The organism is Micromonospora violae, assembly GCF_004217135.1.
GTDB lineage: Bacteria > Actinomycetota > Actinomycetes > Mycobacteriales > Micromonosporaceae > Micromonospora > Micromonospora violae.
On the sequence record NZ_SHKK01000001.1, the window covers coordinates 6,628,615 to 6,653,263 of the forward strand.

At 71.2% G+C, this 24,649-nt stretch carries 22 protein-coding genes; 16 read left to right on the forward strand and 6 right to left on the reverse strand.

Going from position 1 to position 24,649, the window contains the following annotated elements; genetic code table 11:
- Positions 1-1,290: a multidrug effflux MFS transporter gene (locus EV382_RS30085; RefSeq protein ID WP_244236854.1), complete on the forward strand. Its 1,290-nt coding sequence runs from the start codon at positions 1-3 to the stop codon at positions 1,288-1,290.
- Between the two features lie 46 nt (positions 1,291-1,336).
- Here the strand turns inward: EV382_RS30085 and EV382_RS30090 are convergent, their stop codons facing one another.
- Positions 1,337-2,008, reverse strand: a complete 672-nt coding sequence (locus EV382_RS30090; protein WP_130407452.1) for a hypothetical protein — start codon at positions 2,006-2,008, stop codon at positions 1,337-1,339.
- A gap of 23 nt (positions 2,009-2,031) precedes the next feature.
- Here EV382_RS30090 and EV382_RS30095 point away from each other — a divergent pair, with 23 nt between their 5' ends.
- Both EV382_RS30095 and EV382_RS30100 read left to right on the forward strand, forming a co-directional pair.
- Positions 2,032-2,550: an acyl-CoA thioesterase gene (locus tag EV382_RS30095; protein ID WP_091394150.1), complete on the forward strand. Its 519-nt coding sequence runs from the start codon at positions 2,032-2,034 to the stop codon at positions 2,548-2,550.
- 143 nt (positions 2,551-2,693) lie between these two features.
- Complete coding sequence (locus EV382_RS30100; protein WP_130407454.1) at positions 2,694-4,703, forward strand: acetoacetate--CoA ligase; 2,010 nt, start codon at positions 2,694-2,696, stop codon at positions 4,701-4,703.
- 214 nt (positions 4,704-4,917) lie between these two features.
- On the opposite strand, the gene EV382_RS30105 is transcribed toward EV382_RS30100, so the two are convergent.
- Positions 4,918-5,607: a TIGR03089 family protein gene (locus tag EV382_RS30105; protein ID WP_130407456.1), complete on the reverse strand. Its 690-nt coding sequence runs from the start codon at positions 5,605-5,607 to the stop codon at positions 4,918-4,920.
- A gap of 154 nt (positions 5,608-5,761) precedes the next feature.
- Between EV382_RS30105 and EV382_RS30110 the strand changes: the two genes are divergently transcribed.
- Positions 5,762-6,907 carry a glycosyltransferase family 4 protein gene (locus tag EV382_RS30110; protein ID WP_130407458.1) on the forward strand — a complete coding sequence of 382 codons (1,146 nt, stop codon included), beginning with the start codon at positions 5,762-5,764 and terminating at the stop codon, positions 6,905-6,907.
- A gap of 63 nt (positions 6,908-6,970) precedes the next feature.
- Positions 6,971-8,062 (forward strand): mannose-1-phosphate guanylyltransferase, encoded by a 1,092-nt coding sequence (locus tag EV382_RS30115; RefSeq protein WP_130407460.1) that lies wholly within the window; start codon positions 6,971-6,973, stop codon positions 8,060-8,062.
- Here the strand turns inward: EV382_RS30115 and EV382_RS30120 are convergent.
- The gene (locus EV382_RS30120; protein ID WP_425272013.1) at positions 8,031-8,633 is read right to left on the reverse strand and encodes an NUDIX hydrolase; all 603 of its coding nucleotides are present in this window, start codon (positions 8,631-8,633) and stop codon (positions 8,031-8,033) included. The two genes, EV382_RS30115 and EV382_RS30120, sit on opposite strands and share 32 nt — an antisense overlap.
- A 364-nt stretch (positions 8,634-8,997) precedes the next feature.
- Here EV382_RS30120 and EV382_RS30125 point away from each other — a divergent pair, with 364 nt between their 5' ends.
- The gene (locus EV382_RS30125) at positions 8,998-9,996 is read left to right on the forward strand and encodes an ArsR/SmtB family transcription factor (RefSeq protein WP_130407462.1); all 999 of its coding nucleotides are present in this window, start codon (positions 8,998-9,000) and stop codon (positions 9,994-9,996) included.
- Between the two features lie 20 nt (positions 9,997-10,016).
- Here EV382_RS30125 and EV382_RS30130 read toward each other — a convergent pair whose 3' ends face one another.
- Positions 10,017-11,102, reverse strand: a complete 1,086-nt coding sequence (locus tag EV382_RS30130; RefSeq protein ID WP_130407464.1) for a coenzyme F420-0:L-glutamate ligase — start codon at positions 11,100-11,102, stop codon at positions 10,017-10,019.
- Positions 11,099-12,046, reverse strand: a complete 948-nt coding sequence (gene cofD / locus EV382_RS30135) for a 2-phospho-L-lactate transferase (RefSeq protein ID WP_130407466.1) — start codon at positions 12,044-12,046, stop codon at positions 11,099-11,101. Before cofD ends, EV382_RS30130 begins: the two co-directional genes overlap by 4 nt.
- A gap of 102 nt (positions 12,047-12,148) precedes the next feature.
- On the opposite strand from cofD, the gene EV382_RS30140 reads away from it, so the two are divergent.
- From EV382_RS30140 to EV382_RS30155, 3 genes are all read left to right on the forward strand, one after another.
- Positions 12,149-13,192 (forward strand): hypothetical protein, encoded by a 1,044-nt coding sequence (locus tag EV382_RS30140; RefSeq protein ID WP_130409333.1) that lies wholly within the window; start codon positions 12,149-12,151, stop codon positions 13,190-13,192.
- 179 nt (positions 13,193-13,371) lie between these two features.
- Positions 13,372-15,915, forward strand: a complete 2,544-nt coding sequence (locus EV382_RS30145; protein WP_130407468.1) for a bifunctional FO biosynthesis protein CofGH — start codon at positions 13,372-13,374, stop codon at positions 15,913-15,915.
- A 668-nt stretch (positions 15,916-16,583) separates the two neighbouring features.
- Complete coding sequence (locus tag EV382_RS30155; protein ID WP_007455784.1) at positions 16,584-16,841, forward strand: WhiB family transcriptional regulator; 258 nt, start codon at positions 16,584-16,586, stop codon at positions 16,839-16,841.
- Positions 16,842-16,902: 61 nt separating this feature from the next.
- Here EV382_RS30155 and EV382_RS30160 read toward each other — a convergent pair whose 3' ends face one another.
- Complete coding sequence (locus EV382_RS30160) at positions 16,903-17,352, reverse strand: metallopeptidase family protein (protein WP_074316962.1); 450 nt, start codon at positions 17,350-17,352, stop codon at positions 16,903-16,905.
- Positions 17,353-17,505: 153 nt separating this feature from the next.
- Between EV382_RS30160 and EV382_RS30165 the strand changes: the two genes are divergently transcribed.
- The 7 genes from EV382_RS30165 to EV382_RS30195 all read left to right on the forward strand — a co-directional run bounded on the left by EV382_RS30165 (position 17,506) and on the right by EV382_RS30195 (position 24,288).
- Entirely contained in the window at positions 17,506-17,874 is a 369-nt protein-coding gene (locus tag EV382_RS30165) for a DUF3499 domain-containing protein (protein WP_130407470.1), read from the forward strand.
- 239 nt (positions 17,875-18,113) lie between these two features.
- The gene (locus EV382_RS30170; protein ID WP_130407472.1) at positions 18,114-19,298 is read left to right on the forward strand and encodes a polyamine ABC transporter substrate-binding protein; all 1,185 of its coding nucleotides are present in this window, start codon (positions 18,114-18,116) and stop codon (positions 19,296-19,298) included.
- A gap of 5 nt (positions 19,299-19,303) precedes the next feature.
- The gene (locus EV382_RS30175; protein ID WP_130409335.1) at positions 19,304-20,455 is read left to right on the forward strand and encodes an ABC transporter ATP-binding protein; all 1,152 of its coding nucleotides are present in this window, start codon (positions 19,304-19,306) and stop codon (positions 20,453-20,455) included.
- The gene (locus EV382_RS30180) at positions 20,452-21,351 is read left to right on the forward strand and encodes an ABC transporter permease (protein ID WP_130407474.1); all 900 of its coding nucleotides are present in this window, start codon (positions 20,452-20,454) and stop codon (positions 21,349-21,351) included. Before EV382_RS30175 ends, EV382_RS30180 begins: the two co-directional genes overlap by 4 nt.
- Positions 21,348-22,142, forward strand: coding sequence for an ABC transporter permease (locus EV382_RS30185; protein ID WP_244236855.1), 795 nt, complete (start codon positions 21,348-21,350; stop codon positions 22,140-22,142). The genes EV382_RS30180 and EV382_RS30185 overlap by 4 nt, the downstream gene beginning before the upstream one ends.
- Positions 22,143-22,411: 269 nt before the next feature.
- Entirely contained in the window at positions 22,412-23,167 is a 756-nt protein-coding gene (locus EV382_RS30190) for a G5 domain-containing protein (RefSeq protein WP_208758664.1), read from the forward strand.
- Positions 23,168-23,496: 329 nt separating this feature from the next.
- Positions 23,497-24,288, forward strand: a complete 792-nt coding sequence (locus EV382_RS30195) for a DUF559 domain-containing protein (protein WP_244236856.1) — start codon at positions 23,497-23,499, stop codon at positions 24,286-24,288.
- Positions 24,289-24,649 lie beyond the last annotated feature (361 nt).

Here is a 24,649-nt window from a genome sequence, read left to right on the forward strand (position 1 = left end):
ATGATGAAGCAACCTGTGGACAAGGCCTCCCCCGACACCGCGATCGACGAGGTCCTGCCCGGCGACCTGATGACCACCCGACAGCGGGTGCAGCTCGTCCTCGTGCTGGGCGCGTTGATCGCGATCGGGCCGTTGACGATCGACATGTACCTGCCCGCGCTGCCCGCCATCACGTCCGGTCTGCAGACCACCGAGACGGCGGTGCAGTTGACGCTGACCGGCACGCTGGTCGGCCTCGCGCTGGGTCAGTTGCTGATCGGGCCGCTCTCCGACGTGGTCGGGCGGCGGGTGCCGCTGCTGGCCGGTCTGGCCGCGCACATCGTGGCATCCGTGCTGTGCGTCTTCGCGCCCAACATCGCAGTGCTCGGTGGACTGCGCGTACTCCAGGGGCTCGGCGTCGCGGCCGCCACCGTGGTCGCGACGGCCGTGGTCCGCGACCTGTTCAGCGGCGCCGCCTTCGCCCGGATCTTCTCCCGGCTGATGCTCGTCATGGGCCTGGCGCCCATCCTCGCGCCGACGCTGGGCAGCGCCCTGCTGAGCTGGACCGACTGGCGGGGCGTCTTCGCGGCGCTGGCGGTGCTGGGCGCGCTGCTGATCGTCGTGGCCGCGCTCCGGCTCCCGGAGACCCTCCCGGTGGCGCGTCGGCGGCACGGCGGGGTGAGCGCCACCCTGCGCGACTATCGGGGTTTGCTCAACGACCGGGCGTTCGTCGGCCTGGTGCTGGTCGCCGGCCTGGCGATGGCGGCCCTGTTCGCGTACGTCTCGGGTTCGTCGTTCGTGCTCCAGCAGGAGTACGGCCTCGACGAGCAGCAGTTCGGCATCGCCTTCGGTGCCGGCGCGGTGGGCCTGATCGGGGGCACCCAGTTCAACGTGCGGCTGCTGCGCCGCTACACCCCGCAGCAGATCCTGGTCAGCGCGCTGATCGCCGGATCGGCGGCGGGCCTGCTGCTGGTCATGTTCGCCGCGACCGGCATCGGTGGCCTGGGCACCCTGCTGGCGTCACTGTGGCTGGTCCTGGCCGCCGCGGGTCTCGCCCTGCCGAACGCGCCGGCGCTGGCCATGACCCGGCACAGCGAGGCCGCTGGCACCGCCGCGGCGCTGCTCGGCGCGGTGCAGTTCGGCATCGGCGCGGTGTCGGCGCCACTGGCCGGCCTGTTCGGCACCGGGAGCGTGCCGATGGCGATCGTCATCGCGGGCGGCATGGCCGCCGCGCTGATCGTCATGCTCTGTGTCGTTCCCCGCGCCAGCCTCGGCACCGTCGACCCGGACCTGGCGGTCGCCCTGCACTAGCCGCCGAGACAGAGGGGCGGGCCGGTGGACCGGCCCGCCCCGACAATCAGCGGATCTCGGTGGTGTCCTCCGGGCGCGGCTGACCGCGCGGCGGAGCGGACCACGGTGACTCGCCACCCACCCGACGGGGCAGCGGCTCGGTCGGCGTCGATTCGGTCGGGTAACCCAGAGTGAGGGGCGCGGTGTCGCGCTCGGCCGGCGCGGGGGGCGGCCAGTCGGTCATCGTGACGTCGTCGGTGCGGGGGCCTCCGTCCGCCGCGGGGGTGGGTGCGGCGACCGGACCGGTCGCCGGGCTCGGCCACTGCCGCCAACGCTGTTGGCTGAAAGTGGCCATCAGCAGCAGCAGGCCGATCAGGAAGAGCGTGCCGTTCTCCACGGGCAGCCGCAGCGGCAGCGGGTCGCCGAACACCTTCCACTCGTGCGGGATGGCGTCGCGCACCGAGAAAGGCGCCACGAACATGCCGATGTACGGGATGACCAGCAGCGCCCCGGCCACCAACGGGCCCAGCGGCGAGAAGCGCAGCGTGCCGAGCAGGCCCAGCAGGACACCGCCGACACCGAGGTACACGGCCGGCTCGATCAGGTTGGCGGTGTTGAACGTGCCGATCTCCACCCAGCGGCCGACCGTCCGGCTCGACCCGTCCTGCCCCAGTGTGACCAGCACCCAGGTGATGGGCGCCACCACCAGCCCGGCGAGGAAGCTCCAGAGATGTCGCATCCGCGCACCGTACCGTTTTCGTCATGACTGAGCACCTCTCCGCCGCTCCGACCGGCAAGCCGACGTCGTATTCGCGCGTCACTCTCAGCAAGATCATGACCGCGGTGGACGTGAACCTCTACGGCACCGTGCACGGCGGAGTTCTGATGAAGTTCGTCGACGACGTGGCCGGGGCCGCTGCCGCCCGACACAGCGGCGGAACCGCGGTGACCGCGGCGATCGACGAGATCGTCTTCTCCGAGGCGGTCCGGGTCGGTGACCTGGTGCACGCGCACGCCCAGGTGAACTGGACCGGCCAGACCTCGATGGAGGTGGGCGTGCGGGTGGTCGCCGAGCGGTGGGACTCGGCCGAGGACGCGCCGGTCCGGGTGGCCACCGCGTACCTGGTGTTCGTCGGCGTGGACGTGGGCGGGGCGCCGCGGGCGGTCCGCCCGGTGCTGCCGGAGACGGCGGAGGACGAGCGCCGGTACAAGGAGGCGGAGATCCGCCGTGCGCACCGCCTCGCCCGCCGCCGCGCCATCCAGGCCCACCGCGCTGGTTGACCCACATGAGATGGCGGGGTGGAGTGTGGGACGGGCACGCGTCGGTTGGCCTACCCGGTGCGCAGAATGGCGCTTCGAGGTAGGGCAAGATGGCGCCACGGCCCAGTCACAGTGTCGTGTCGGGCCAGGGGGAGGGTGGAGCAGTGGGTGACATGCTGTGGGCGCCGCCGGCGGACGTACGGGAGCGGTCCCGGATCGGCGCCTACCTGCGCTGGCTGCGGGAGCACCGCGGGTTGGACTTCGTCGACTACGACGCGCTGTGGCGCTGGTCCACCACCGACCTGGACGGGTTCTGGCGCTCGATCTGGGATCACTTCGAGGTGATCGCGCACACCCCGCCGACCGCCACCCTGGCCGAGCGGGCAATGCCCGGTGCCCGGTGGTTCCCCGGCGCCACGCTCAACTACGCCGAGAACGTGCTGCGGATGCCGGGGCGGGCCGACGACGACCCGGTGGTGATCGCCCACGGGCAGACGCGTGCCCCGGTCACGCTGACCGCTGCGGAGTTGCGCGAGCAGGTCCGCCGGGTGTCGGCCGGGCTGCGCCGGCTCGGCGTCACCGCCGGTGACCGGGTGGCGGCGTACGCCCCGAACATCGCGGAGACGTACGTCCTGCTCCTGGCCACCGCCAGCCTGGGCGCGATCTTCTCGTCCTGCGCGCCCGAGTTCGGCACCCGCAGCGTCACCGACCGTTGGCAGCAGATCGAGCCGACGGTGCTGGTCGCCGTGGACGGCTACCGGTACGGCGACAAGCTGGTGGATCGGCGGGCCGAGGTCGCCGCGATCCGGGCCGCCCTGCCGTCGCTGCGCCACACCGTCAGCATCGGCTACCTCGACCCGACCGGCCCCGCGCCCGAGGGTGCGCTGAGCTGGGCCGAACTGGCCGCGCCCACCGACGAGCCGTTGACGTTCACGCCGGTGCCGTTCGACCACCCGCTCTACGTGCTCTACTCCTCGGGCACCACCGGGCTGCCGAAGCCGATCGTGCACGGCCACGGCGGCATCCTGCTGGAGCACCTGAAGATGCTCGCCCTGCACCACGACCTGGGCCCGACCGACCGGTTCTTCTGGTTCACCACCACCGGTTGGATGATGTGGAACTTCCTGGTCTCCGGCCCGGCGGTGGGCGCGGCCATCGTGCTCTTCGACGGCAACCCCGGGGTCCGGGCGGAGCCCGGCCGGCCGGCGGAGCCCGACCTCGGCGGGCTGTGGCGGCTGGCGGCGCAGACCGGCACCACGTACTTCGGCACCTCCGCGCCGTACCTGTTGGCCTGCCGCAAGGCCGGGTTGGTCCCCCGGGACGTCGCCGACCTGTCCGCGCTGCGCGGCGTGGGTTCCACCGGCGCGCCGCTGCCCGCCGAGGGGTTCCGCTGGGTGTACGAGACCGTCGGCGACCACCTTCAACTCCAGTCGCTCTCCGGTGGCACCGACGTGTGCACCGGTTTCGTCGGCGGGGTGCCGTTGCTACCGGTGTACGCCGGTGAGATCGCCTGCCGGGCGTTGGGCGCCAAGGTGGAGGCCCGTTCCGCCGACGGCACACCGGTCATCGGTGAACTCGGCGAACTGGTGATCACCGAACCGATGCCGAGCATGCCGGTGGGCTTCTGGAACGACCCGGACGGCATCCGCTACTCCGAGGCGTACTTCGGCGTCTACCCGGGCGTCTGGCGGCACGGCGACTGGATCACCATCAACGAGCGGGGTGGCTGCGTGATCACCGGGCGCTCCGACGCCACGCTCAACCGCGGTGGGGTACGGCTCGGCACCGCCGAGTTCTACTCCGTGGTCGAGGGGCTCGACGAGGTGCTCGACTCGGTCGTCGTCCACCTGGAGGACGACGAGGGCGGCGCCGGTGAGCTGCTGCTCTTCGTGGTGCTGGCCGACGGTCTGGAGTTGGACGACCCGATGCGCACGAAGATCTGCCGTGAGCTGCGGACGGCGCTCTCACCCCGGCACGTGCCCGACGAGATCCATCAGGTGCGGTCGGTGCCGCGAACCCTCTCGGCGAAGAAGCTGGAGGTGCCGGTCAAGAAAATCCTCACCGGCACTCCGGTCGACCAGGCCGCGGCGAAGGGGGCCCTGGCCAACCCCGAGTCCCTGACCGCCTTCGCCGCCCTGGCCCAACGCCGCCCCCCAACCAAAACCCCCGCCTAACCCACCCCACCCCGCGCTCCCGCCCGCCCACCCGCGCCGCCCTCCCGCCCTGCCCTCCCGCCCTGCCCTCCCCGCCCGCCCTCCCGCGTCGATCAAGGACTTGTGGTGCCTCGCAAAAGGGGCATAGGCGCATCAGTTGCCCACCACAACTCCATGATCGGCGCGGGAGGGCGGGGCGGGGCGGGGTGCGGGAGGGCGGGGGCGGGCGGTGGGGTTACTGGAGGGTTTGGGTGACCTTTTCGGTGGCTTGGCGGCTGGCCGCCTTCGTTGAGTCGAGATTGGCGCAGAGGACCACGGTGGCGGCTCGGGTCAGGGGGGCCAGGAGCCAGTCGACCGGGTCCGGGTAGCGGGCGGCGTCCACCAGCACCCGTGCGCCGGGCTCGATGCCCAACTCGGTGGCGCGGGCCTCGGCGCGGCTCAGCAGGTGTGCATCGGTCGGGCCCGGGCCGGGTTGCGGGGTGAAGTGGTCACCGTGGCCGCGTACCTCGACGACGAAGTCGGCGAACCCGGGTGGCACCTGCCGAAGTGGGGCGGCGAGCGGGGCCAGCCCGAGGGCGTACCGCTCGTCGGCGGGCCAGGACTGCGCCTCGTCGAACTGGTCGACGGCGGCGAAGAGCACCCCCACGTCGGCCGGCGTGTCGACGACGCTCAGCTTGGCCGACCAGCAGCCCAGCAGCACCGCCGCGGTCTGCCAGTGTGGCGGCAGCAGCACCCCGGCCGGGGTGCCCGGTGCGAGGCCGACCTCGTCGACGAGAAGGTTGGCGGTCTTCGCCACCCAGTTCGCCACGGTGGCGCCGGAGAGTTCGGTGCGGTCGCCGGTGGCGTCGTCGTACCAGGTGAGCAGCGGTCTGGTCGGGTCGTTCGCGATCGCGTCGGCGAACACCCGGGCAATGTTGTCGGCCATCGGCGCGAACGATACGCCCCTGCGGGCCGTACTCGATGACGATGACAAGTCGGCGTACCGTCGGGTCGCAGTCAGCGTCGGCCCCGCGTCCCGGCGTAGGCTTGACCCCCGGAGTGTTGTTCCCCACAGACCCGCCATTTCAAGGAGTCGCCCCGTGACCGCCGGTCGCCCGCCCCGCGTGCTCATCGACGCCACGAGTGTCCCTGCCGACCGTGGTGGTGTCGGTCGATACGTCGACGGTCTGCTCGGTGCCCTCGGCAAGGTGTGCGGTTCGGGGGTGGAGCTGGCAGTGGTCAGTCTCCGCACCGATCAGGAGCGTTACACCCGCATGCTGCCCGGCGCGGAGATCATCCCCGCCCCGGCCGCCGTGGCGCACCGCCCGGCCCGGCTCGCCTGGGAGCAGACCGGCCTGCCCCTGCTCGCCCAGCAGGTGGGCGCCCACGTGCTGCACTCGCCGTTCTACACCTGCCCGCTGCGGGCCGGGTGCCCGGTCACGGTCACCGTGCACGACGCGACGTTCTTCACCGAGCCGGAGCACTACGACAAGTCCCGCCGCACCTTCTTCCGCAGCGCCATCAAGACCTCGCTGCGCCGCGCCGACCGGGTGATCGTGCCCAGCAAGGCCACCCGCGACGAGCTGATCCGGCTGCTCGACGCCGACCCGACGCGGATCGACGTGGCCTATCACGGCGTCGACCAGGCCGCCTTCCACGCCCCCACCGAGGAGGAGAAGGCCCGCGTACGCGCCCGTCTGGGCCTGGGCAACAGCAGCTACGTCGCCTTCCTCGGTGCCAAGGAACCCCGCAAGAACGTGCCCAACCTGATCCGTGGGTGGGCGCGGGCGGTGGCTGACCGGGCCGACCCGCCCGCCCTGGTGATCGCCGGCGGGCAGGGGCACGACGACGACATCGACCGGGCGGTGGCCGAGGTGCCGTCGCACCTGCGTCTGCTGCGTCCCGGCTACCTGCGCTACGGCGACCTGCCGGGTTTCCTCGGTGGTGCCCTGGTTGCCGCGTACCCGTCGTACGGCGAGGGGTTCGGCCTGCCGATCCTGGAGGCGATGGCGTGCGCCGCCCCGGTGCTGACCACGCCCCGGCTCTCGCTGCCCGAGGTGGGCGGCGACGCGGTCGCGTACACCTCCGAGGACCCGGAGCAGATCGGCACCGACCTGGCCGCTCTGCTCGACGACGAACAGCGGCGGTTGTCGCTGGCGAAGGCGGGGTTCGACCGGGCCAAGGAGTTCACCTGGGAGTCCAGCGCCGAGGTGCACATCGCTGCGTGGAGCCGCGCCCGCTCCTGACCCTCGCTGCCGTTGCCGGTGACCCGTGCCACTTCGGGCGGGTCCGTCGGGCATGATGTGCGGATGCTCTATGCGGTCATTCCGGCAGGTGGCAGCGGCACAAGGTTGTGGCCGTTGTCCCGCGCTGGCCATCCCAAGTTTCTCCACCCGCTGACCGGCACCAGCGCCTCGCTGCTCCAGGCGACCGTGGAACGGCTCGCGCCGCTGACCACACCGGATCGGACCCTTGTGGTCACCGGTGCCGCGCACGTCGCAGCGGTGGCACGGCAGCTGACCGTGCTGCCGGAGGAGAACATCCTGGTCGAGCCCTCACCCCGGGATTCCTGCGCGGCTATCGCGTTGGCCGCTGCGGTGATCGCGGCGCGCGACCCGAACGCGGTGATGGGCAGCTTCGCGGCCGACCACCTGATCCGCGACCCGGACAGCTGGGTCTGCACGGTCCAGGAGGCGGTCCGCGGGGCCGAGGAGGGGATGCTGATGACCGTCGGCATCACCCCGACCCGTGCGGAGACCGGCTACGGCTACCTGGAGACCGGCGACCCGACCGAGGGTGTGCCATGGCGGACGGTGGCCGAGTTCAAGGAGAAGCCGGCCGCCGAGGTCGCCGAGGCGTACGTCCGTTCGGGCCGTCACCTGTGGAACGCGAGCATGTTCGTGTGGCGGGTGGACGTCTTCCTCGCCGAGCTGGCCCGCCAGCAGCCGGGGCTGCACGCCGGCGTCGCCGCGATCGCCGCCGCCTGGGGCACCCCCGAGCAGGACGAGGTGCTGGGCGCGATCTGGCCGACCCTGCCGAAGATCTCCGTCGACTACGCGGTGATGGAGGGCGCGGCAACTGCGGGTCGGGTCGCGACGGTGCCGGGCGACTTCGGCTGGAACGACGTCGGCGACTTCCACACCCTGGGCGACGTGCTGCCGAGCGACGACGCGAACAACGTGGTGCTTGGCACGGACGCCAAGCCGGGCGTGCTGCTGCGGGACAGCAGCAACCTCGTGGTCGTACCGCAGTCGGGTCGGTTGGTGGCCGTCCTCGGTCTGCGTGACCTGATCGTGGTGGACACCCCGGACGCGGTGCTGGTCTGCCCGCGCGATCGGGCGCAGGACGTCAAGGCGTTGGTCGACGAGCTCAAGGAGCGAGGCGAAGAGGGCTACGTCTGAGGGCCGCGCGGGCCGGCGCGACCAGTTGCGCGGTCCCGCCGGCCAGCGGCTCGGGTAGCTGGTCCGGTGGGAACCAGCCCAGCTCCTCGGACTCGTCGCTGATCTGTTCCACCGCGCCGGGCGGGGCGAGCACGGCGAACCGGACGTCGTAGTGTGCCGAGCCGCCCTGACACTGCACCTGGTGTACGTCCACGTCGATCGGCACCGGGTCGATGCGCAGGCCGGCGATCCCGGACTCCTCGGTGGCTTCCCGGAGCGCGGCGGCGACCAGGGTCTGGTCGGTCGGCTCGCAGTGACCGCCGAGCTGCACCCACCGCCCGAACTTGCCGTGCAGGCAGAGCAGCACCCGGGAGCCGGTGGCGTCCAGCAGCCACGCGCTGGCGGTGACGTGCCCGGGGCGGTGCTGGCGGCTCATCGCGATCGGGCCGGCGGCGAGCAGGGCGAGGGTGCGGTCCCGTGCGTCGGCGGCATCCGGGCTGGTGGGCTGCCAGCTTGAGAGCACCGCGGTGGCGTCGGCGTGCAGTGCCGCGTACGTCTCGGGGTCGTTGGTCGGCACGGTCGGGTCAGTGATCACGGCGTCGGGCACCCCATCACTGTACGAGCGTGTGCTCCGTACGCTGGCCTGGTGACCCTGCGACTCGTCGAATTCGTGGCGGACCCGGCCCGGAAGCGGGATGACCGGACGGCACCTCCGCGGACCAAGGGCCGCAGACCCTCGTGGTGCCGTCCGATCACCGGGGCCTCCCCGGTCCCGGCGCCCCGGCAGCTCGGGCGTCCAGGACGCGCGGCGCCGTGTTCGGGCACTGGAAGCATGCCTAACCGGCCCCGGGGACGTCGAGGTTTTTCAGTCCAGGCTTAAAGATGGAGATTACTGCCGGCCAGGTAGAGTCGAACGGTCATCCGGCATCCCCCTGCCGGCGACACGGGAGCGCTCCATGCTGAAGATCCACTTTTCTGGGGAGGACATCCTCCGGACCCGGGTGGCACCGGCGGCGGACCCGGTCTGGGAGTTGGTCCTCAGCCTCCACGTGCTGCGTGGCCGCACCCGCGACCCGTTGACGGCCCACTGGCGGCGCAGCGTGGCCCGGGACCTGCGCCAGGACGCCTCCTCCGAGCAGCTCCGCCTGCTCTTCGCGTTGAGCCCCCCGCGCGGTTACTTCCCCGACTTCCTCACCCCGTACGCCAGCGTCGACGGCTTCGAGGCCGGGCTGGACGCGCTCCGCCGTACGCCCACCGCGTCGCTGCACCGCGACCTGAGCGTGCTGGCCGCCGAGAATCAGCTGCCCTCCTCGGCGGCCGCGCTGGCCCGGGGTGAGGTGGCGGTGCTGCACCACCTGGCCGAGTCGATGGAGCAGTACCGGTCGCTGGCGATCAGCCCGTACTGGGGTCGGATCCAGGCGGCGGTGGCGGCGGACCGCGCGCGTCGGGCCCGGGCGCTGCTCGACGGCGGTGTCGAGGGTCTGCTCACCAGCCTCCGTCCGGCGATGCGCTGGGAGAACGGAGTGCTGGAGGTCCGTAACTACCCGCACAGCCGGGAGTTGCACCTGGACGGCCGTGGGCTGCTGCTCGTGCCGTCGTTCTTCTGCGCGGCCACCCCGGTCGCACTACTCGACCCGGCGCTGCCACCGGTGCTGGTCTACCGGGTGGACCGGCTGGGCGGGTTGGTGTCCGCCGAGGTCAACGGTGCGTCCGCGTCCGGGGCTGCCCGCGACTCACTCGCCGCGCTGCTCGGCCGCACCAGGGCGGCGGTGTTGCAGGCCAGCGACGAGGGTTGCACCACCGGCGAGGTCGCCCGCCAACTGAACATCTCACCGGCGGCGGCGAGCCAGCACGCCACGGTGCTGCGCAACGCCGGCCTGCTGGTCAGCCACCGCGAACGCAACAGCGTGCTGCACACGTTGACCCCGCTGGGCCGGGCCATGCTGGACGCGTGACCCGGCCGTCGTGAGCCGGGCTACAGGGCGAGCGCGGCGCTCGCCGGGCTGCCCGGCGGTGGCGGCAGCAGGGTCGACCCGACGCCCTCGGCGGCCAGGGCGACGCGCAGTCGGTGCAGGTCAGCCCCGAAGCGGACCAGGCCCATCGGTTCGATGGGCGTCGGAGCGGAGCCGAGGAGGAGGGCGGCGCCGTCCGGCCACCCGGGCATCTCGGCGACCAGACCGGCGCGTACCTCGGCCTCGTCGACGAGGGTGAAGACCGTGCCGGGGGCGACCACCTCGGCGACCGCGTCGATCGCCCGTCGCACCGCGGTCAGGTCGGCCGGCGTCGGGCCGGGACCGTCGGCCAGGGTGGCGGCGTCGGACAGCCCGGCGGCGCGGGCCTCGGCGGTACCGAGCGAGAACAGATCCTGTTCCGCGTCACGGACCAGCGCCCGCGCGCCACCGGCGTCGTCCGGGTTGGTGGCGGGCAGGTAGCCCCGCACCACCGCGACGGGGACCTGATCGCACTTGCCCTTGATCAGCTCGCCGGCACCCGCCAGCTCGTCCACCACGGCCATCTGGGTCAACTGCAACTCGTTGCCGTACGGGTCGATCTCGCCCCGGTGGTCGCGGATGGCCGGCATCCCGGCCACGCCGAGCGCCACGTCGGTGAGCCCGTTGCGCCAGGGCCGACCCATCGTGTCGCTGATGATCACGGCCAGGTCCAGGTCGAAGCGCTCCCGCAGCGCGTCCCGCAGAGCCCGCGCCGAGGCGTCCGGGTCGACCGGCAGCAGCACCAGTTGGGTCTTGTCCACGTTCGACGCGTCGATCCCCGCCGAGGCCATCACGAAGCCGTGGTGGGTCTGCACGATCCGGGTCGCCCCGCGGCTGGCGACCACCCGGGCGGTCTCACCGGCCAGCACCTCGTCCCGTGCGGCCAGCCGTTCCGGCCCGTCCGCCGGCACGTCGACCAGCCGCCCCTCCGCCTTGGAAACGATTTTGCTGGTCACCACCAACACGTCGCCGTTGCGCAGCCACGGCGCGGCGGTCGCGATCACCGCGGCCAGGTCGTCGCCCTCGGTCACGTGGCCGATGCCGAGCACCGGCAGAATCTCCAACCTCACGTCAACTCCACCGCGGCGCGGACCATGGCCGCCGTCGCCGCCTCGTCGGTCATCCGCAGCGGCACCGCGCGGACCGTCACCTCGGGCACCACCGTGCCCGCGTCCTCCTCGGCCACCAGCCAACCGTCGAGCAGGCCGCCGCTCGCCCGGCCGCCGTAGAGCCGACCCACCCCCGCCGCGCTGCACTCGACACCGAGCACCGCCAGACACCGGTCGGCCATCCCCCGCACCGGCGCGCCGCCGATGATCGGGGAGACACCCACCACCGGCGCCGGGCCGTCCACCACGGCCTCGCGTAGCCCCGGTACGGCCAGCACCGGCGCGACGCTCACCACCGGGTTGCTGGGCGCGATCAGCACCAGGTCGGCCGAGGCGATCGCGTCCAGCACCCCCGGTGCCGGCTTCGCCGTCTCCGCACCGACAAACACGAAACGCTGAGTCGGGATGTCGGCCCGGTACCGCACCCACCACTCCTGGAAGTGGATCGCCCGCTGACCCTGGTCGTCCTCCACCACCGCATGGGTCTCCAGCCGGTCGTCCGTTGCCGGCAACAGGCGTACGCCCGGCTCCCAGCGGCTGGCCAGCGCCTCGGTGACCGCGCTCAACGGGTAACCGCCGTTGAGCATGGTGCTGCGGACCAGGTGGGTGGCGATGTCCTTGTCGCCGAGGCCGAACCAGGTCGGCTGTGCCCCGTACGCGGCCAGCTCCTGCTTGACCGTCCAGCTCTCACCGACCCGACCCCAACCCCGTTCCGGGTCGGCACCCCCGCCGAGCGTGTACATGACACTGTCCAGGTCGGGGCAGATCTTCAACCCGTGTAGCCACAGATCGTCGCCGACGTTGACCACGGCGGTCACCTCCGCGCCGACGTCCCGGGCGTACGCCCGGACGCCGAGCAGGAACCGGGCGCCGCCGATGCCGCCGGCCAGAACCACGATGCGCATGTCGACCATCCTCGCGCACGTGACGCCTCCGATCCGTCGGTGGCCGGCGAGACTAGGCTCACGTGCGCCATGTCCGTACCTACACGCCCCGAGGGGGAGCTCGTGACCAGCCCCGCCGAGCCCGCGTCCGCTGACGCGTCGCAGGCCCGCCAGCTGACCAAGCCGCTACGGGAGCTCGCGGCGCTCGCGTTGCTTGGCGCCAACGCCGTGTTCCTCTTCGTGGGCCTGCTTCGGCTGATCGCCCCGAACGACTACACCTCCTTCACCGACCGCGCGGGTGGCGCTTTCTTGGCGTTCATCGGGGTGGAGTCGGTGGGTCTCCCTCTGCTGGCGGTGCTGCTGGCCACGCACATCTCGCCGGTGCTGGCGAAGGCCAAGCTGATCACGCAGGTAGCTCTCATTGAGTACGCGGTCAGCGCCCTGTTCGGCACGCTGACCATGCTGATCTGGACGGTGGGTCGGCTGGCCGAGGCCGAGGTGCTCGACGCCCTGCTCGGTGTGCTCACCCGGTTCGCCTGGCTGGTGATCTTCGCGATCGCCGCCTGGGTGGTCTACACCATCTGGCGCGCCCACTACTACGTGCCGCGACCCAAGCCCGAGCCGGGCGTCTACGGCCAGCCCCAGCCCGGTGGCCAGCCCCAGCCCGGCTGGCCGCAGCAGCCGGGCGGCTGGCCGGCTCCGGGTCAGCCCGGTGGCCAGCCGCAGGGTGGGTGGCCCGCTCCCGGCCAGCCGGGCGGCGGTTACCCGCAGGCCGGCCAGTACGGTCAGACGTCGCCGCCGTTCCAGGCTCCGCAGTCGGCCCCGCCGTTCCCGCAGTCCGCGCCGCCGTTCCCGGCCGCGCCGCAGTCCGCGCCCCCGGTGAACCCGGCCCCCCAGTCGGCGCCGCCGGCCCCGGCTGCGCCCCCGTTCGGGCAGCCCCCGTCGGCCGACCCCACCCAGGCCATTCCGCGCCAGTCCGCCGAGCCCACCCAGGCCATCTCGCGTCCCTCCGCGGAGCCCACCCAGGCCATCTCGTACCCCTCCGCGGAACCAACCCAGGCCATCTCGCGCCCCTCCGCCGACCCGACCGAGGTCATCTCCCACCCCGAGACCCCGGACGCCGACCGCACCCAACAGTTGAAGCCAGGCGAAAACCCACCCCGCTAACCCCCCCTGCCCACCCGCCCCCACCCTCAGCTCTCGTCGATCATGAAGTTATTGCCCGGTTGCACGGCGTGTCGGGGCAGTAACTTCATGATCAACCGGGGGTGGCAGGGGTGGGAGCCGGTGGGAGCCCGGGAGGGGAGTGCGGTGGGGTGGGGATGCGTAGCGCATAGGGTGAGCGGATGGTTGATCGCACCCATCCGGTTCCGAGCGACGCGAGCGTGCGGCGGGCCCTCGGCCGGGCCGCGAACGGGCGAGCGCTGGACGTCGACGAGGCGACCGCGCTGTTGTCCGCCCGGGGTGCCGCGCTCGACGAGTTGCTCCGGGTGGCTGGTGGGATCCGCGACGCTGGCCTGCGGGACGCGGGTCGGCCGGGTGTGGTCACGTACTCCAAAAAGGTCTTCATCCCGCTGACCCGGCTCTGTCGGGATCGCTGCCACTACTGCACCTTCGCCACCGTGCCGCACCGGTTGCCGGCGCCGTTCCTGGACCGTGACGAGGTGTTGGCCATCGCCCGGGCGGGTGCCGCGCAGGGTTGCAAGGAAGCGCTGTTCACCCTGGGTGACCGGCCGGAGGAGCGCTGGCCGGCGGCCCGGACCTGGTTGGACGAACGCGGTTACGACTCGACCCTGGACTACCTGCGGGCCTGTGCGGTCGCGGTGTTGGAGGAGACGGGCCTGCTGCCGCACCTCAACCCGGGGGTGCTGTCCTGGTCGGAGCTGCAACGGCTCAAGCCGGTCGCGCCGAGCATGGGCATGATGTTGGAGACGACCGCGACCCGGCTGTGGTCCGAGCCGGGTGGCCCGCACTTCGGTTCACCGGACAAGGAGCCGGCGGTCCGGTTGCGGGTGCTCGACGACGCGGGTCGGGTCGGGGTGCCGTTCACCACGGGCATCCTGATCGGCATCGGGGAGACCCCGGCGGAGCGGGTGGACGCGCTTTTCGCGATCCGCCGGGCCCATCGGGAGTACGGCCACCTCCAGGAGGTGATCGTGCAGAACTTCCGCGCCAAGCCGGACACGGCGATGCGCGGCATGCCCGACGCGGAGTTGCACGACCTGGCCGCCACCGTGGCGGTGGCCCGGCTGCTGCTCGGCCCGAAGGCCCGGATCCAGGCCCCGCCGAATCTCATCGCCGGCGAGTACGACCTGTTGCTGCGTGCCGGCATCGACGACTGGGGCGGCGTCTCCCCGCTCACCCCCGACCACGTCAACCCGGAGCGCCCCTGGCCGCAGATCGAGGAGTTGGCCCGGCACACCGAGTTGGCCGGGTTCACGCTGCGGGAGCGGTTGACGATCTACCCCGAGTACGTGCGCGCGGGCGACCCGTGGCTCGACCCACGGCTACTGCCGCACGTCAGCGCCCTGGCCGACCCGGGGACGGGGATGGCGATCGAGTCGGCGGTGCCGCAGGGACGGCCGTGGCAGGAGCCGGAGGAGGTGTTCGGCGGGCGGGTCGACCTGCACGCCACCATCGACACCACCGGCCGCACCGACGACCGGCGCGGCGACTTCGACAGCGTCTACGGCGACTGGTCGGAGGTTGCCGGCAAGGTCGCACCGGAGGCGACCGCGCGGCGGGTGGGCGTACCCCCGGCACTGGCCGGAAGTGGCGCGGACGGTGACCTGGCCGCCGGATTGCGGCTCGCGGCCGACGACCCTGCGGCGCTGCTCGACCCCCGGCACACCGACGCTGCCCTGGCGCTGTTCGGCGCGGACGGGCCGGCGCTCGACGAGTTGTGCCGCCTCGCCGACGATGTGCGTCGCGCGGCGGTCGGCGACGACGTCACCTACGTGGTCAACCGCAACATCAACTTCACCAACGTCTGCTACGTGGGCTGCCGATTCTGCGCCTTCGCGCAGCGTGAGCGGGACGCCGACGCGTACCGGCTCTCCGTCGAGCAGGTGGCGGACCGTGCCGAGCAGGCGTGGGCGGCCGGTGCCAGCGAGGTGTGCCTGCAGGGCGGCATCGACCCGAAGATGCCGGTCACCGGGTACGCCGACATCGTGCGCGCCATCAAGGCCCGGGTGCCCGAGATGCACGTGCACGCCTTCTCGCCCATGGAGATCGTCACGGCCGCCGCGAAGGCCGGCGTGCCGGTCCGGGAGTGGTTGATCCAGCTGCGGGAGGCCGGGCTGGACACCATCCCGGGCACCGCCGCGGAGATCCTCGACGACGACGTGCGCTGGGTGCTGACCAAGGGCAAACTTCCGGCCGCCGCCTGGGTCGAGGTGGTCAGCACCGCGCACGAGCTGGGCATCCGGTCCAGCTCGACGATGATGTACGGCCACGTCGACCATCCCGGGCAGTGGCTGGCGCACTTCCGGGTGCTGGCCGGGGTGCAGGACCGCACCGGCGGGTTCACCGAGTTCGTGGCACTGCCGTTCGTGCACACCAACGCGCCGATCTATCTGGCGGGTATCGCCCGACCCGGTCCGACCTGGCGGGAGAACCGGGTGGTGCACGCCATGTCCCGGCTGCTGCTGCACGGCCGGATCGACAACATCCAGTGCTCCTGGGTGAAGCTGGGTGACGAGGGCACGGTGGCGATGCTCCAGGGTGGCTGCAACGACCTGGGCGGCACGCTGATGGAGGAGACCATTTCCCGGATGGCCGGCTCCGACAACGGGTCGGCGCGTACCGAGGAGCAGTTGCGGGCCATTGCGAAGGCCGCCGGTCGTCCGGCGCGCAAGCGGTCGACTGCGTACGGTCACGCCCGGCCCTGACGTCGACTCTGGAACGATCGGCGTCTTCGTCAGTGAACGGCGGATCGAGGTGCGCGACGGCTCGTTCCACAGTGCGGTCCATCCCGATCTCCCGAGCGGGATCCATACCGTCTGGTGGGACGAAAATACGCCCGCCGGCACGGTTTCTGTCCATGGTGGAGCGATAGCGCAGTTCGCCTGGCCGAGCAGTGGTTTCGGGGCCGCTGGCTGACCTGGGATCAGTGATTTGCCGCCGCGCCTGTCCACATTATGGACGGGGCGCGAGTGCTGTCTGCGGCTCGACGGGCGGTCTGCGCCGCGTCGCGTTAACCTGTCTCCCACCAAGATCAGCTATAGAAGTGGGGGTGTCTGGCGCCTTCCGGTCGGCGACTCGTCGGGGAAGCGCCACGGCAGAAAAGTTGGGCAACTCGCCGGAGAGGGCGTTACTCGGCCGGGGTCTGAATCGATAGGGCAGGTTGCGAGGCTGGACAGCCCAGGTGGCCGACCGGGGGTGTCGGGAGGGCGACTCCATTATCAAGTTTGGCTTGACGGCGCACGCATTACACGCGTGTAATTTGAATGGGGTTGTTCGCACGGAACGCAACAAAACGGGACCGGACGGACAAGCACGCCTTTCGCGTGGGGGGTTGCAGCGGCGATGACGCCGGTGCGCGACAAGGAGGCATTTGATGGACGGCCAGCTTGAGGTGGCCGACCTGCTCGGAAACGCGCCGGAGTGGCAGGAGCGGGCGTTGTGCTCGCAGACCGACCCCGAGGCGTTCTTTCCCGAGAAGGGCGGCTCGACCCGCGAGGCGAAGCGGATCTGCTCGCGCTGCGAGGTCAAGACCGAGTGCCTCGAATACGCTCTGGGTCACGACGAGCGGTTCGGCATCTGGGGTGGGCTCTCCGAGCGGGAGCGGCGCAAGTTGAAGCGGCGCGCCGCCTGAGCGGTGTGAGGTCGAGGCGGTGGGGGCCGCCCGACTCACCGCTGTCGGCGCGGCGGTTGGTTCAGGCGAGCTCGTCCGGGTCCACCCCGAGAAGGTTCGCCACCTGTTCGATGATCACGTCATGTACGAGGTCGGCGAGGTCCTCACGGTCCATCGCCCGGAACTCCAGGGGCCGTCGGTACAGCACGATCCGTGGCGGCACCTCCTGCCGGCCCGGGCGGCCGGGCAGCAGGCGGGCCAGCGGGACCTCGCCGTCCTCCAGCACGTCGGAGTCGTAGACGTTCAGGTCGGGTGGCACGTCCTCGACCGCGAACTCGACGCCCGCCAACTCCTTGGCGAACCGACGCTCCAGCGTCTCGACGGTGTCCAGGACCAGGTCGTCGAAGACCTCGGCCTTGGTCCGCGCCAGCGGCACGGTCGCCGGCACCAGCCGCCCGCGCAGGCCGCGCCCGTGCCGGTCGCGATGCGCACGCCGGCCGGAGCCGGGGCGGCGGTGTTCCGGGCTCGTCATGAGCCAAAGGGTAGCGCCCGTGCCGGGCTGGCCAGCGGCAGCGCCGCCACCGTGGCGCGGCGCGACCCGCACGGCTGACTGTGATCACCATGACGGGCGTGTCGCAACGCGAACCGATGCGCCGGACCCGGTAATGGAGATACCCTGCCGCACGTGAGGTCACCACGGCGCTGCTCCCGTAACGGCTGCCCCCGGCAAGCGGTCGCCACATTGACCTATGTCTACAACGAGTCGACAGCGGTGGTGGGGCCCCTGGCGGCGTTCGCCGAGCCGCACACGTACGACCTGTGCGAGCCGCACGCCCGCAGCCTGACCGCGCCGCGGGGCTGGGACGTCGTCCGGCACGAGGGCGAGTTCGAGCCGCCGCCGCCGACCACGGACGACCTGGTCGCGCTGGCCGAAGCGGTCCGTGAGGCCGCCCGCCCGGCCCCCCGCCCCCCGGAGCCGGACCAGCACCACCCCGACAACCCGCACCAGACCGGCCGCCGAGGCCACCTTCGGGTAATTCCGCCCAACCACTGACCCCTGCCTGCCTTCGGGGTCACGGAACCCGGGACGGCGCGGACACCCGAGTTGATCAAGGCTCGGCGAGGGGCACCCACGCGTCTACCGCGGGTCTCATGCTGCCGGTTGTCATCGCGCGCTCCCCTGGGGGGTCACCTCAGGTCGGGAGCAGCCGTCCCTGACACTTGACCGTCCCCACATTCCTGCCGGCGCGCCTCCCCGTCGCGCCGGCCGACGATGAGCTCCTAGGAGTCGTCATGCGTACTCCCCTCCGGCCCCTCTCCCGGCGTGGACTGCTCAGCGGCACTCTCGGTTCGGCCGCCCTGCTCACCCTGGGCGGCAGCCTCACGGGCTGCGGCACCAAGGGCGCCCAACAGACCGAAGCTGGCTGCGTCAGCGAGGACCTCTCCGCCACCGAGAAGAAGCTCGCCTTCGCCAACTGGCCGCAGTACCTGGACGTGGACGACAAGGACGAGTCCAGGCGACCGAGCCTCGACGAGTTCATCGCGAAGACCGGCATCCAGGTGACCTACACCGAGGACATCAACGACAACAACGAGTTCTTCGGCAAGGTGCAGAACCAGCTCGCCGCCTGCCAGAGCACCGACCGGGACATCATCGTGCTGTCCGACTGGATGGCGGCCCGGATGATCCGGCTCGGCTGGATTCAGAAGCTGGACCCGGCGAAGATCCCGAACGTGCAGGCCAACCTGCTCCCGTCGCTGCTCGACCGTTCGTTCGACACCGAAAACCGGATCTCCATCCCGTGGCAGGCGGGCCTCGCGGGGTTGGCGTACAACGGCAACGTCACCAAGGAACTGCGGACTGTCGACGAACTGCTCACCCGCCCCGACCTCAAGGGCAGGGTGACCGCGCTCAGCGAGATGCGCGACACCATGGGCCTGCTGCTCGGGTCGAACGGGCACGACCCGGCGAACTTCACCGCCGCCCAGTTCGACGACGCCCTCCACAAGCTCAAGAGGGCCGTCGACTCCGGGCAGATCCGCCGGTTCACCGGCAACGACTACGCGCCCGACCTGGCCAAGGGCGACATCGCGGCGTGCATCGGCTGGTCCGGCGACGTCATCCAACTCGCCAACGAGGACGAGAAGGTGCGCTTCGTCGCTCCGGATTCCGGCGTGATGCTCTACAGCGACAACATGATGGTCCCCAACAAGGCCACCCACCGGGGCAACGCCGAAGCGTTGATCAACTACTACTACGAGCCGGCGGTCGCGGCGAAGCTCGCCGCGTACGTCAACTACATCTGCCCCGTCAACGGCGCCCAGGCCGAGATGGAGAAGATCGACCCCGAGCTGGCCACCAACCCGCTGATCTTCCCCGACGACGCGGTGCTGGCGAAGTCCACGGTGTTCATGACCCTGGACGAGAAGCAGGAGAAAGAGTACGAGGGCAAGTTCCAACAGGTCATCGGGGCGTGACGAGGATGGTGCGCGAGACACCCGGCGGCGACCTGCGCCTGGCCAACCTCACCAAACGGTTCGGCGTCGTCACCGCGGTCGACGAGCTGAACCTGACCATCGAGCAGGGTTCGTTCTTCGCGCTGCTCGGCGCGTCCGGCTGCGGCAAGACCACCACGTTGCGGATGATCGCCGGCCTGGAGGAGCCGACCAGCGGCCAGGTGCTGCTCGGCGACCGGGACATCACCCGGCTGCGACCGTACCGGCGACCGGTCAACACCGTCTTCCAGAGCTACGCGCTCTTCCCGCACCTCAACGTCTTCGAGAACGTGGCCTTCGGGCTGCGCCGACGCGGCATCCGCTCGGTCGACGACGAGGTCACCCGGATGCTGTCGCTCGTGCAGCTCGACGGCTACGGCAACCGCCGTCCCGCCCAGCTCTCCGGCGGTCAGCAGCAGCGGGTCGCACTGGCCCGCGCGCTGATCAACCGACCGCAGGTGCTGCTGCTCGACGAACCGCTGGGCGCTCTCGACCTCACGCTGCGCCGGCAGATGCAGATCGAGCTGAAGCGCATCCAGGCCGAGGTCGGCGTCACCTTCGTCCACGTCACCCACGACCAGGAGGAGGCCATGACCATGGCCGACACCGTCGCGGTGATGAACGCCGGCCGGATCGAACAACTCGGCCCACCGGCCGACCTCTACGAACTGCCGTCCACCGCCTTCGTGGCGACCTTCCTCGGCCAGTCCAACCTGCTCGCCGGCGAGGCCACCGCCGTCGTCGGCGGCGACGTCGCGGTGACGGCGCACGGCACCCGCTTCTCCGTGCCCGCCGGCCGGTCCCGGGCCGACCACGGCCCGGTCCACCTGGGGGTACGCCCGGAGAAGCTGATGCTGGTCGGCTCCGCCGACCAGGTGCCCGCCGGGCATCAACACGTCGCCGGTGTGGTCACCGACGCCTCCTACGTGGGGGTCAGCACGCAGTACCTGCTGCGCACCGGCTGGGGTACCGAGGTGTCGGTCTTCGCCGCCAACAGCGGATCGTCGACGCGGCTGGCGGTCGGCAGCGAGGCCGTCGCGTACTGGGATCCGCAGCACGCGTTCCTGCTGCCCCGCGACACCGTCGACAGTGACCGGACGTCGGCGGGGCGCGACGAACCGGTGGGTGTGTCGCGGTGACCCTCCGGGCTCCGAGCGGGCCGGCGCATCCGACACCGGCAGCCCGGTCCGGGGGGCGCCGGCTCCTGCCGTACCTCCTGTTGTTGCCCGGCGCGGCCTGGCTGTTGCTCTTCTTCGGTGTGCCGCTGGTGCAGTTGGCGGCGGCCAGCCTGTACGACCCCAGCGGTTCGCTCTCCACCGGGTACGCGATGACCTGGGCGTTCGGCAACTACCCGGACGTGGTGCAGGCGTACTGGCCGCAGTTTCTGCGCTCGTTCGGCTATGCCGGATCGGCCCTGGTGCTGGCGCTGCTGCTGGGTTACCCGCTGGCCTACGCCATCGCGCAGCGGGCCGGCCGGTGGAAGAACCTGCTGCTGGTGTGCGTCGTCGCGCCGATGTTCACCAGCTTCCTGGTCCGCACGCTGGCCTGGAAGACGATCCTGTCGGACCACGGCGCGCTGGTAGGTCTGCTGCGTGACGTGCACCTGCTCGGCCCGGACGGCCGGCTGCTGGCCACGCCGTTCGCGGTGGTGCTCGGCCTCACGTACAACTTCCTGCCGTTCCTGGTGCTGCCGCTGTACGTCAGCCTGGAGCGAATGGACCGCCGGGTGCTGGAGGCGGCAGCCGACCTGTACGCGAACCCGGTGCAGGTGTTCCGCCGGGTGACACTGCCGCTGTCCAGGCCCGGCCTGGTCGCCGGCACGCTGCTGTTCTTCATCCCGGCCAGCGGCGACTACATCAACGCGGAACTGCTCGGCACCCCGAACGAATACATGATCGGCAACGTGATCGACTCGGCGTTCCTGGTGCGACTGGACTACCCGCAGGGTGCCGCGCTGTCGTTCCTGCTGATGGCGGCGATCCTCGCGGTGGTCTTCGGTTACCTGCGTCGGGCGGGGACGGAGGACGTGCTGTGAGATTGTCCCGCTGGCTGGCGGACCGCTGGGTGATGATCGTGGCGTTGCTGGTACTCGGCTACCTGGCGCTACCGGTCCTGGTGGTGGCCGCGCTGTCGTTCAACCGGCCGTCGAGCCGGCTGTCGTACGACTTCAACGAGTTCACCCTCGACAACTGGCGGCAGCCGTGCGCCACCTCGGACATGTGCGCCGCCGTGGTCCGCAGCGTGCAGATCGGCTTCCTCGCCACCGTGGTCGCCACCGTGCTCGGCACCCTGATGGCGTTCGCGCTGGTCCGGCACCGCTTCCGCGGCCGGTCCGGGATCAACGTGCTGGTCTTCCTGCCGATGGCCGCCCCCGAGGTGGTGATGGGCACGTCGTTGCTGGCCCTGTTCGTGTCGGCGGGCGTACCGCAGGGATTCTGGACGATTGTGATCGCGCACGTGATGTTCTGCCTGTCGTTCGTGGTGGTCACCGTGAAGGCGCGGCTCGCCGGGATGGATCGGCGGCTGGAGGAGGCGGCCATGGACCTCTACGCCAGCGAGTGGCAGACCTTCCGGCGGATCACCCTGCCGCTGGTGTTCCCCGGCATCGTGGCCGCCGCGTTGCTGGCCTTCTCGTTGAGCTTCGACGACTTCATCATCACGAACTTCAACGCCGGCACCACTGTCACGTTCCCGATGTACGTCTGGGGCGCTGCCCAGCGTGGCATCCCACCGCAGGTCAACGTGATCGGCACCGCGATGTTCGCGGTGGCGCTGCTGCTCGTCGGGCTCAGTTCGCTACGCGGCCGGTGGAGACGCCTGCGGTGACTCGGCCCCGCTGACGGCATCGCGACAGATCCGTCGCCGCCGTGGAGTGTCGACTGTGCATCGGTGCGATGCGGGCGATCCGCGGCTTTTGGTGGTGCTGACACCTGCACGATCGGCCCTACCCCGCCGACCTGGCGGGCCGCCGTGTCTGTCGACTCGTCGCCCGCCAGCGCGCCCACCGCCCGTCCCCGTCGAGCGAAAGGCGCAGGTGACGAGCGCGACGGTGGATATTGCGCGCTGTGTTTGCGACGACACTCATCGCCGTGACGATGCAACCACCACAGAACCCGGGGTCGCCGTACCCGCCACCGTTCGGCCAGGCGCCCCAACCGAACTGGTTCCGCCGGGCCAGCCCCGGCCGCCGGGCCGCCGTGATCCTCGGCTCGGTGACCCTGTCGATCCTGCTGCTCTGCTGCGCCGGCACCGCCATCGTCAGCGCGTTGACCGGCGAGGGGGACCAGGCGCGGCCCGGCACCGCCGCTGAGCCGCCGCCGCAGCAGCCGATCCTGGCGGCCCCCGGCGAGCCGACCGAGGAGGCCCCCGTTCAGGAGGAGTCGCCGCTCGCCGAGCCCTCGTCGGCCGTACCCAGCCCGGCCGACGCGGTAGCCGCGCCCGTGGTGCAGGTGACGACCGTGACGGAGCAGGCCGCGATCAGGTACAGCGAGCGGACCGTCAAGGACTCGTCATTGACCGCAGGCAAGCGGGTCGTCCGGACCAAGGGCGTGAACGGCGTCCGAACCTTGACGTACGAGGTGACCACCACCGACGGGGTGCGGACGGCCAAGAAGTTGGTCAAGTCCGCCGTGACGAAGCAGCCGGTGACCCAGGTCGTCGCCGTAGGCACCAAGAAGCCGACGTCGTCGAAGTGCGACCCGAACTACAGCGGCTGCGTCCCGATCGCCAGCGACGTCGACTGCGCGGGTGGGAGTGGCAACGGCCCCGCCTACGTCAGCGGACCGATCAGAGTGATCGGCAACGACATCTACGACCTGGACCGAGACGGCGACGGCATAGCCTGCGACTAATCCCCCCCGCCCCCCCGCCCTCGCCCCCGCCCCCGCCCCCGCCCCCGCCCCCGCCCCCGCCGGGGTCGATCATGGAGTTGTGGTGGGCGAAAGATGCGACGTCGGTGCTTTTGTCCACCACCATAACTCCATGATCGACCCGGATGATCGGCTTGTCGCTTAGCACGGTCAGGGCGGGCTGCGGGGGTTGTGCACAGGGTGGGTGGTTATCCACAGAACGTGTTGTCGGGGTTGGGGGTTGGTGGCCTGGTGCTGCAGATTTCTGCGGCATGGCAGCGCCTCTGTATCGATACTCGGAGTTACTCGCGGCTGGCCTCAGCCGAGAACAAGTGCGCAGGCTGACCGAGCTGTCCCGTTTGCACCGGCTGACGCGGAGCGTCTACGCGCCATCGGCCGACCAGGCCAGGCGGCTCGCGGCAATCTTCCAGCGGCTGCCCGCGAGCGCCGTCGTCGGCTTTCACACCGGCGCGCAGCTGCATGGCTTCGGCGACGTGCAAAGCCCTGAAGTGCACGTGATTGTGCCAGCAGGGGAGAGGATCCCCCGCATACGAGACGTGGTTATCCACGAGGCGGTGCTGCCGGTGCGCGACCCGGTGCTGCTGGTCGGGGTGCCCTGTGCGCCCGCCGCCAGGTGCGCAGTGGACCTGGCCCGGTCGTTGCATCGGATGGAAGCGATGCCGCTGCTGGACCTTTGCCTTCGCGTAGGCGCCTGTCAGCCCGAGGAACTCAGGGTCGAGGTCGCTCGGCACGACCGGCTGCGTGGAGTCTGTCAGGCACGCGATCTCGTGCCACGCGCCGATCCTCGGGCAGAGTGCCGGCAGGAGAGTCAGCTGCGCCTGGTGCTGATGGACGGCGGTCTGCCAACGCCCGAGCCGCAGGTCTGGGTCCGGGACAGCAGCGGGATACCGCTCTACCGCCTGGATCTTGGATATCGGCGACACCGCGTCGGTGTCGAGTACGACGGGTCGTCCCATCTGGACCGTGCCCGCCTCCGGCGCGATCGGGCTCGAGCGAACTGGCTCGCCGCCAACGGCTGGCAAATGCGCCACTTCACGGACCACGACCTCTACCGCCGCCCCGCCTACATCATCCGAACCCTGATCCCCCTCCTCTGCCCCTAGCCCCGCTCCTATTCTCGGGCCCGCACTCGCCCCTATCCCCGCGTCGATCATGGAGTTGTGGCGCCTCACGAAAGGCGCGAAACGGGATTCAGCGGCCACCACAACTCCATGATCGACGGGGGAGGGTGGGTGCGGCGGCGCGAGGGCACCGTGGGTGGTCCCTGTTGTGGCGCAGCTCACTCTTGACCGGTGACTGCCGGGGCCGCCGGGGATGGATCGTGCAGATGGTGTGTTGGGGGTACGAAACCGACAGGGTCTGGCTTGCGGTGGTTTGCCGGCCGGACGCTCGCGTGGAGGATGGCTGCGGCGGGTGCTTACAGAACCCTTAACCCGGGCCTGCGACCGTATCCCGGGCCAAGCC

Bases quoted from the DNA above. Each gene is read 5' to 3' on its own strand.
- cofD (WP_130407466.1), bottom strand. From the start codon at position 12,046: ATGCGCATCGTGGTTCTGGCCGGCGGCATCGGCGGCGCCCGGTTCCTG.
- EV382_RS30125 (WP_130407462.1), top strand. From the start codon at position 8,998: ATGCTGAAGATCCACTTTTCTGGGGAGGACATCCTCCGGACCCGGGTG.
- EV382_RS30115 (WP_130407460.1), top strand. From the start codon at position 6,971: ATGCTCTATGCGGTCATTCCGGCAGGTGGCAGCGGCACAAGGTTGTGG.
- EV382_RS30145 (WP_130407468.1), top strand. From the start codon at position 13,372: ATGGTTGATCGCACCCATCCGGTTCCGAGCGACGCGAGCGTGCGGCGG.
- EV382_RS30190 (WP_208758664.1), top strand. From the start codon at position 22,412: ATGCAACCACCACAGAACCCGGGGTCGCCGTACCCGCCACCGTTCGGC.
- EV382_RS30085 (WP_244236854.1), top strand. From the start codon at position 1: ATGATGAAGCAACCTGTGGACAAGGCCTCCCCCGACACCGCGATCGAC.
- EV382_RS30095 (WP_091394150.1), top strand. From the start codon at position 2,032: ATGACTGAGCACCTCTCCGCCGCTCCGACCGGCAAGCCGACGTCGTAT.
- EV382_RS30160 (WP_074316962.1), bottom strand. From the start codon at position 17,352: ATGACGAGCCCGGAACACCGCCGCCCCGGCTCCGGCCGGCGTGCGCAT.
- EV382_RS30105 (WP_130407456.1), bottom strand. From the start codon at position 5,607: ATGGCCGACAACATTGCCCGGGTGTTCGCCGACGCGATCGCGAACGAC.
- EV382_RS30175 (WP_130409335.1), top strand. From the start codon at position 19,304: ATGGTGCGCGAGACACCCGGCGGCGACCTGCGCCTGGCCAACCTCACC.
- EV382_RS30170 (WP_130407472.1), top strand. From the start codon at position 18,114: ATGCGTACTCCCCTCCGGCCCCTCTCCCGGCGTGGACTGCTCAGCGGC.
- EV382_RS30090 (WP_130407452.1), bottom strand. From the start codon at position 2,008: ATGCGACATCTCTGGAGCTTCCTCGCCGGGCTGGTGGTGGCGCCCATC.
- EV382_RS30155 (WP_007455784.1), top strand. From the start codon at position 16,584: ATGGACGGCCAGCTTGAGGTGGCCGACCTGCTCGGAAACGCGCCGGAG.